The sequence below is a fragment of the Nocardia farcinica genome (assembly GCF_029867845.1).
Classification (GTDB): domain Bacteria; phylum Actinomycetota; class Actinomycetes; order Mycobacteriales; family Mycobacteriaceae; genus Nocardia; species Nocardia farcinica_A.
In genome coordinates, this window is record NZ_JARWRU010000667.1 from 1 (window position 1) to 1,534 (window position 1,534).

1 protein-coding gene and 1 pseudogene are annotated in these 1,534 nt (G+C 71.4%); both read left to right on the top strand.

Annotated elements, in window-relative coordinates:
- On the top strand, positions 1-1,185 hold a 1,185-nt coding region (locus QH283_RS14710), incomplete at its 5' end, for an endolytic transglycosylase MltG (RefSeq protein ID WP_280503562.1).
- Positions 1,175-1,534 (top strand): annotated as a pseudogene (locus tag QH283_RS14715) (shikimate dehydrogenase); the annotation flags it as partial. The gene QH283_RS14710 and the pseudogene QH283_RS14715, both read left to right, overlap by 11 nt.

Consider the following 1,534-nt stretch of genomic DNA (forward strand, 5'->3'; position numbering starts at 1 on the left):
CAGCAGGCGCGGCGGCGCACGGACGCCCGCGACGACGACGGCGGCCGCCGCAGGCACACCCGCTGGGTGCTGATCGCGCTGGCCGTGCTGCTGCTCGGCGGCGTCGGCGCGTACGGCGTCATGAAGATGACCGGCGGCTACACCCCGCCCGAGGACTTCGCGGGCCCACCGGGCCCGTTGGTCGTCGTCCGGGTGGAGCCGGGCGACACCGCCACCCAGATCTCCCAGGAGATGTACGACAAGGGTGTGGTCGCCAGCTCCGCGGCCTTCTACGAGGCGGCGGTGCAGAACGAGGGCATGAACTCCGTCCAGCCCGGCTACTACCAGATCCCGAGCAACAGCCCGGCCGTCGACGCGGTGTCGGCGCTGCTCGCCCCGCAGGCGCGGGTCGGCAACATGGTCATCTCCGAGGGCCGCCAGCTGCACGACCAGACCGACGTGAACACCGGCGCGATCAAGGAGGGCATCTACACCAAGATCGCCGCCGCCAGTTGCGTCGGCGAAGGCGCCGAGGCGCGCTGCGTGACCTACGAGGAACTCGACGCGGCAGGCGCGAGCGACGATCTGGCCGCGCTCGGCGTGCCCGCGTGGGCCGAGGCCGAGGTGCGGGCCGCGCCGGACCAGCGCAGGCAACTGGAGGGTCTGATCGCCGCGGGCACGTGGGACTTCGACCCGAGCGGTGACGCGACGTCGATCCTGCGTGAGCTGATCACCTCCAGCGCCGCGAGCTACGAGGCCACCGGACTGCTCGAGTCCGGCGCTGACACCGGCCTGAGCCCCTACGAGACGCTGATCGCGGCCTCGCTGGTGGAACGCGAGGCGTTGCCGCAGGACATGGGCAAGGTCGCGCGGGTGATCGTGAACCGGCTGGAGATCGGCCAGGCGCTCCAGTTCGACTCCACGGTCAATTACGCGCTCGACACCACCGAGGTGGCCACCACCGATGCCGACCGCGCCCGCGTCACGCCGTGGAACACCTACGCGATGGCCGGCCTGCCCGCCAACCCGATCGCCTCGCCCTCGCTGAACGCGCTGCGAGCCATGGAATCGCCGGAGCCCGGCAACTGGCTGTACTTCGTGACCATCGACATGCAGGGCACCACCCTGTTCACCGACAGCTACTCCCAGCACCTGAGCAATATCGACCAGGCGCTCGACAGCGGGATCCTCAACAGTGGCCGGTGACACGACGGCGGCGGGGCCCTCGGCCGCTGCCGGTGGCCAGGCGACGGCGGGGACACGGCGTGCCGCCGTCCTCGGCAAGCCGATTGCGCACTCACGCTCGCCGCAACTGCATCTGGCGGCCTATCGCGCGCTCGGGCTGGACTGGACCTACGAGCGCATCGAGTGCGATGCCGCGCAGTTGCCGGGACTGGTCGACGGCCTCGGCCCGGAATGGGTCGGGCTGTCGGTGACCATGCCGGGCAAGGAGGCCGCGCTTGCCTACGCCGACGAGCGCACCGAGCGCGCGATGCTGGTCGGCTCGGCCAACACCCTGGTCCGCACCGAGACCGGGTGGCGGGCGGACTGCACC